The following is a 5,361-nucleotide window of genomic DNA, read 5'->3' on the forward strand; positions in this document are numbered from 1 at the left end:
TACTATGCCAATAAAAAACGGCTAGAAATAATTTCTAGCCGTTTTCTTATATAAGCTACATCAATATTAGTTGTTGATATAACGCTCAATAATTTCTGACCATGTTAGGCGATAAGCTTTCCAGTATTGTTGTTCCGCATGATGTTTATTTTGGCACAGCGGCGTCCAAGGTTTAGCAAGCCCTGTATAATGAATAAGTATCGGTGCTTGATCACCGATATTCATGATATCGTCATAAATATCTAATCGATCACTTTCAATTAAATAATAGCCTGCACCAAATTGATAATTATATTTTTTAGTGAGTGGGAAGCATTTATTTTGTAGCGCTAAATTTAAAATATCTTGATCAGCTAAATCTGAGCCACTTTGTTGGTAAAGCTGAATGGTATTTTCTAATCTCTGATCTATATCGACGGTTTCTCGCCATGTTTTATTATTAAATAATAGTACGCCAGCATTGAAATAGTGTTCTATGGTAGAAGAACCCGCTATTAATTAGAAAATCCGGTGATGCAGCAACCAAATAATTATCAAGATCTTGTTGATATAGTGATAACAGTGAGCCATTTGCAATTATGTCACAATCTAGATAAAGCACTTTATCTTGAGGAATAAGTTGAGGAATTAAACAGCGATAGTAGCTCGCTTCAGACACATACTGCGTTGTTTTTAAATGCGAAAAATTCGTCTGTTTAATTTTTATATCTGTGATATGGCAATTTATCTTATTCAAATCTAGATTAAGCGCATGAAACCATTGTTCAGAAAAATCTTTATTGATCAGATAAAAATGTATGTCTTTATCAAAAAAACAGATAGATTTGATGAGCGTAATTACGGTCTGCAGCAAAAGCAATATGCATTGTAGCGGTCATTTAAAGGGCTACCTGTGGGTAAAATGTTTCGGTAATTTTAACGAATTCAGTAAGTGTGATTGACTTAAAGAGAGGGCTTAATCCTCTTGCTTCGATATCATTCGTTAAGATAAATAAATGAGAAATTTTAGTAAAAAGTTGTGGATATTTCACCGCTAGTAAGACGCCGTCTTGCCATAACACAAGAGCGTCATTTTCTGTGATTTGAGCTAAAATTGGAGTTAATTCATTTAGGTCATATTGTGCTTTAGAAAGCGTATAAAGCATAGGGATTCCTTATTAGAAAGTCAGTATCTTTTCGGCTTGGACCAGAATAGTAAATAGCTCGTTTTGAGGAATAATTTGTGGGTCAGCTAAGATCCATTCGGCATTATTTAGCGCTCTTTGACGGATAGATTCTTCACAAATAAAACATTCGGTTAAATCATACAGCTCAATTAATTTAAAGGTTGAGATATGATCTTTCTGTAAGATGCTATTCGGTTGTTGCTGTGCTAATAAATTGAATACACCGTCATTTAAAAAGCAGATAGCGATTTCATCCTCGGCACAAAATGCACTGGCTGCGAGTAATGCATCGAGACCTTCTCGGCTAGTAGCTATTCCAAAAGGAGGCTGAGTAAAAAGAAAGGCTAGTTTATATTTTTTCATCATTAAAAGGTTAATAGTCTGTCTGCTCTGAGTACCGCTTGGCTAAATTCGCCAAGTCCTGCCAGTATAAAACCGTTGGCAAGATTCGTTTGTTGGGTTTTACTGGTCTGGTGATCTACAATTCCTCGCCTTTGAGCGGCAGAAATGCAGAGGAGCAAAGGTAAACCATGTAATTGAGCAAGATTCTGCCATTTTTCTAATAGATTTATTTCATCACTTGCAGGGTTTACTAGCACATTGGCATTGGTTGTACCGTCTTGAAAGAAAAAGATTTGCTTAATATTATGCTTAGCTTCTAATAGCGTTTCAGCAACTTGATAAGCCAAATATGCGCCTTGTGCACCGTAAACAGGCGATTTTATTGCAAGTACGTAATCCATTATTCGTTATCCTGTTTAATTTGTCGGATATAGAGGTAAACGGTATGACGCGAAATATTTAATCGATCGGCCACTTGGTTGATGGTGTCTTTAATATCAAAAATGCCTTTCTCATATAATGAGACGACAATGTAACGGTTTTTATTGTTATTAGCAACATTGCGGTCTGCCATGGTTTCTTCAATCGTATGTTCGATGGTTTGAGCAACTAAGTCTTCTACAGAACTTGCAAAATTTACCGCCGTGTCTTCGTCATCTTGTAACGGCGCTATAAAGGTGCTTAAAAATTGTGATGCAGGTACATCTAAATTGATATTAATGCAGATAAACCCGATAACGTGTTGCTTACTATTACGGATCGCAACCGTGACGGACTTCATTAATACGCCGCCTTTAGAACGCGTAAAATAAGGTTTAGACACACTATCCGTTTTCATTTGGTGTAACGATTTAAGCGCTTTATCGGTGAGCGGCGAGCCGATTTTTCGATCGGTATTGTGTCCGTTTGCTATATAGATTGCGGAATTTTCAAGAAATTCTAACGAGTGTAATACGATCTCACAATGTTCGCCGATTAGGACTGCAATACCGTCTACAATCGGAAAATAAGAGGCTAAAATTGCGTGATCTTCTTCGGTAAAAGTTTGGAATTTTTTCATAATATTGAGGGACTTATGTCACTTTTGTTATGTAATCGTTTTAAGGAGACCTAAAAAGCAAGCGGTCTAATTTGCAAAAAATTCTACAAATTAGACCGCTTAGATTCAAGGGCTATTTTTTCGCTTCAGCCGCTTTGAAATCTAATAATTCGATTTCAAATTTTAAGGTTGAACTTGCCGGAATTTTACCTGCTTGACGATCACCGTATCCTAATTGAGGTGGTAATACGATTTCCATTTTGCCGCCTTTTTTCAGCATTGGAATTGCTTCAATCCAGCCTGGAATTAATTGATTTAATTGGAATTCAATCGGCTCGCCACGATCATATGAGCTATCGAATACCGTACCGTCCGTTAATGTACCTTTATAGTGTACTTTTACGGTATCTTCCGCTTTTGGTGATTCACCTGTACCGGCTTTTTCAATTTTATAGAGTAAGCCTGAAGCGGTTTTCTTCACGCCGGCTTTTTTCTCGTATTCGGCACGGAACTTGTTGCCGGCTTCGATAGTTGCTTTACTTTTTTCTGCCGCGATTTTGCTTTCTTGGCTTGCAAGATAAGTATCAAGTGCTTTTAATTGTTTTTGTAAATCTTCATTGGTTAATTTACCGGTTTTTTTAATCGTATCTTGTACGCCGGCTAAGATCTTGTCTTGGTTATAAGAGAAGATTTCTTTTTGTGATTCAACAACGCCTTCAATGTTTTTGCCCATTAATACACCGACCGCGTATGAAGATTCGTCCACAAATTTTTGATCTGCTTTTTGTTCCGCAAAGGTCGCTTGTGACGCTGCGAATACGCTCATTGCGACTGCAAGTACAGAAAGTTTGCTTTTTAACATAGATTTTCCTTATAAATAATTGTTAAAAGAAAGATAGATAGGGTAAAGTGTATTCCCTGATTAGACAACCTTTTTTATTAAAAATGACGATAGAACACGATCTTTTACAGCGTATAGCCGAATTAGAAACAAAAGTTGCTTTCCAAGAAGTCACGATAGAAGAGCTAAATCAAGCGTTGGTTCATCATCAATTTGCTTTGGATAAGCTTCAAACGCAAGTTCGCCATTTTGCAGAAAAGCTGCAAGGCGTTCAGTCTAGTAATGTTGCCTCGTTAGCGGAAGAGACTCCCCCGCCGCATTATTAGGCTATGAACTTACTCATTAGTTCGGATTCTAATCGCACATAATTTATATTGAGGTAATTTTACTAAGTATGTTATTTAAGAATTTAGTGAAGTGGGGCGTTGGTTTAGCAGTCTCAGTATTAGCATTAAATGTTTATGCCTCCTCTGTGCAAGCGGTTGAAAAAACGCAAAAAAATGCAAAAAACGAACCGCTTTTTAAAGATGGCAAAGGTTACTACTCTTATAAAAAACCTATAAAAGCTGAATTACCTAAAGACGGGCGCATATTGATTCAATATTTTTTCAAATATGACTGCGCTGTGTGTTTAAATGCCAATGATTATTTGAAGCAATACGCCGAACAGCATAAAGATAAAGTGGTGTTACAACGCTCGCCGGCTTACGATAAAGGAGATTCTTTCACTGGTCAAATGCATGCGACTTTTATGGTAATCGGGCGTGAGGATTTGAGCGAACTGTATTTATTTGATAGTGTAGGGCGCAAAGATCATGTCAGTTTAGTTAAAAGTGATGCGGCAGTGACGCAATGGCTCACCTCAAAAGGTTTAGATGCGAATGCATTTAACAAATTGTTTTATTCGGAAGAAGTTAAACAACGAATGGAACAAGAGAGGGCATTGTTTAACTTATATAATCCACCGTATGTACCGATTGCTGTATTAAACGGCAAATATATTTTGTTACAAAATACTTTATATAACGACGACTATACTTACGGTGTATTGAGTTTCTTAATCGATAAACTACAACAAGAACAAAAAGAGGATAAAAAATAATGAAATTAAAAATCGGAATTATCGGCGCAATGGCGCAAGAAGTTGAAATTTTACGTAATTTAATGGTTGAGGCAAAAGTAACAGAAATTGCCGGTTGTAACATTTATGACGGTAAAATTAATAATACGCGAGTAGCATTATTACAATCAGGTATCGGTAAAGTTGCGGCTGCAGTCGGCACAACCTTATTACTCGAGCTGGCGAAACCGGATATGATTATTAATACAGGCTCAGCAGGCGGTTTAGATGCGAAATTAAATATGGGCGATATTGTAATTTCTACGGAAGTGCGCCACCACGATGTTGATGTGACGGCATTTGGTTATGAAAAAGGACAGTTACCGGCGAATCCGGCAGCATTTATTCCAAATGAGCATTTAATGAGTGTTGCGGTAAAAGAAACGGAAAAAGCCGGTTTTAATGCGGTTTCCGGTTTAATTTGTAGCGGTGACTTATTTGTAAATGGCGAAGAAAAAATTGCGCAAATTCGTGAAAATTTCCCAAGTGTTGCCGCAGTAGAAATGGAAGCGGCGGCAATTGCACAAGTTTGTCATGCGTTTGAAGTACCTTTCGTAATTGTTCGTGCGATTTCAGATGTCGCAGATAAAGAATCTCACCTTTCTTTTGATGAATTTTTACCACTGGCGGCAGAAAAATCATCGGAAATTGTTCTTGCTATGTTAAATAGCATTGCCTAATCAGTAATAAATAAGCGGTCGGAATTTGGCTAAACTTTGCAAAAAAACGCAAAAATTCGACCGCTTGTTATCGCTATTCTATTGTAAGTTTTGTACAATATTCAGCCTTTTACCTACGTAAATTTGTAGGTCTTTTGTTATTTAATGAATTAATTACCTAATTATATTTGGGG

The 5,361-nt window shown here is 36.9% G+C and carries 10 protein-coding genes; 3 read left to right on the plus strand and 7 right to left on the minus strand.

The window, feature by feature from the left end; genetic code table 11:
- Positions 1–66: 66 nt before the first annotated feature.
- The 7 genes from HMPREF0027_RS12875 to fkpA all read right to left on the minus strand — a co-directional run bounded on the left by HMPREF0027_RS12875 (position 67) and on the right by fkpA (position 3,409).
- Positions 67–495: a glycosyltransferase family 8 protein gene (locus HMPREF0027_RS12875; protein ID WP_309570102.1), complete on the minus strand. Its 429-nt coding sequence runs from the start codon at positions 493–495 to the stop codon at positions 67–69.
- The gene (locus tag HMPREF0027_RS12880) at positions 440–859 is read right to left on the minus strand and encodes a glycosyltransferase family 8 protein (RefSeq protein ID WP_005621269.1); all 420 of its coding nucleotides are present in this window, start codon (positions 857–859) and stop codon (positions 440–442) included. Before HMPREF0027_RS12880 ends, HMPREF0027_RS12875 begins: the two co-directional genes overlap by 56 nt.
- A gap of 19 nt (positions 860–878) precedes the next feature.
- Positions 879–1,145 (minus strand): DsrH/TusB family sulfur relay protein, encoded by a 267-nt coding sequence (locus HMPREF0027_RS00785; protein WP_005621270.1) that lies wholly within the window; start codon positions 1,143–1,145, stop codon positions 879–881.
- Between the two features lie 12 nt (positions 1,146–1,157).
- Complete coding sequence (tusC, locus tag HMPREF0027_RS00790) at positions 1,158–1,532, minus strand: sulfurtransferase complex subunit TusC (protein WP_005621271.1); 375 nt, start codon at positions 1,530–1,532, stop codon at positions 1,158–1,160.
- Positions 1,532–1,909, minus strand: coding sequence for a sulfurtransferase complex subunit TusD (gene tusD, locus HMPREF0027_RS00795; protein WP_005621272.1), 378 nt, complete (start codon positions 1,907–1,909; stop codon positions 1,532–1,534). The genes tusC and tusD overlap by 1 nt, the downstream gene beginning before the upstream one ends.
- Positions 1,909–2,568, minus strand: a complete 660-nt coding sequence (locus HMPREF0027_RS00800; RefSeq protein ID WP_005621273.1) for a helix-turn-helix transcriptional regulator — start codon at positions 2,566–2,568, stop codon at positions 1,909–1,911. The genes tusD and HMPREF0027_RS00800 overlap by 1 nt, the downstream gene beginning before the upstream one ends.
- Positions 2,569–2,680: 112 nt before the next feature.
- Positions 2,681–3,409, minus strand: coding sequence for an FKBP-type peptidyl-prolyl cis-trans isomerase (gene fkpA / locus HMPREF0027_RS00805; RefSeq protein WP_005621275.1), 729 nt, complete (start codon positions 3,407–3,409; stop codon positions 2,681–2,683).
- Positions 3,410–3,492: 83 nt separating this feature from the next.
- Here fkpA and HMPREF0027_RS00810 point away from each other — a divergent pair, with 83 nt between their 5' ends.
- The 3 genes from HMPREF0027_RS00810 to mtnN all read left to right on the plus strand — a co-directional run bounded on the left by HMPREF0027_RS00810 (position 3,493) and on the right by mtnN (position 5,188).
- Positions 3,493–3,714 carry a SlyX family protein gene (locus HMPREF0027_RS00810; RefSeq protein WP_005621277.1) on the plus strand — a complete coding sequence of 74 codons (222 nt, stop codon included), beginning with the start codon at positions 3,493–3,495 and terminating at the stop codon, positions 3,712–3,714.
- Between the two features lie 68 nt (positions 3,715–3,782).
- Complete coding sequence (locus HMPREF0027_RS00815; protein WP_005621279.1) at positions 3,783–4,490, plus strand: thiol:disulfide interchange protein DsbA/DsbL; 708 nt, start codon at positions 3,783–3,785, stop codon at positions 4,488–4,490.
- Positions 4,490–5,188 (plus strand): 5'-methylthioadenosine/S-adenosylhomocysteine nucleosidase, encoded by a 699-nt coding sequence (gene mtnN, locus HMPREF0027_RS00820; RefSeq protein WP_005621281.1) that lies wholly within the window; start codon positions 4,490–4,492, stop codon positions 5,186–5,188. Before HMPREF0027_RS00815 ends, mtnN begins: the two co-directional genes overlap by 1 nt.
- Positions 5,189–5,361 lie beyond the last annotated feature (173 nt).

Origin of the sequence: Actinobacillus ureae ATCC 25976, assembly GCF_000188255.1 — a bacterium.
GTDB classification, from domain to species: Bacteria; Pseudomonadota; Gammaproteobacteria; order Enterobacterales; family Pasteurellaceae; genus Actinobacillus; species Actinobacillus ureae.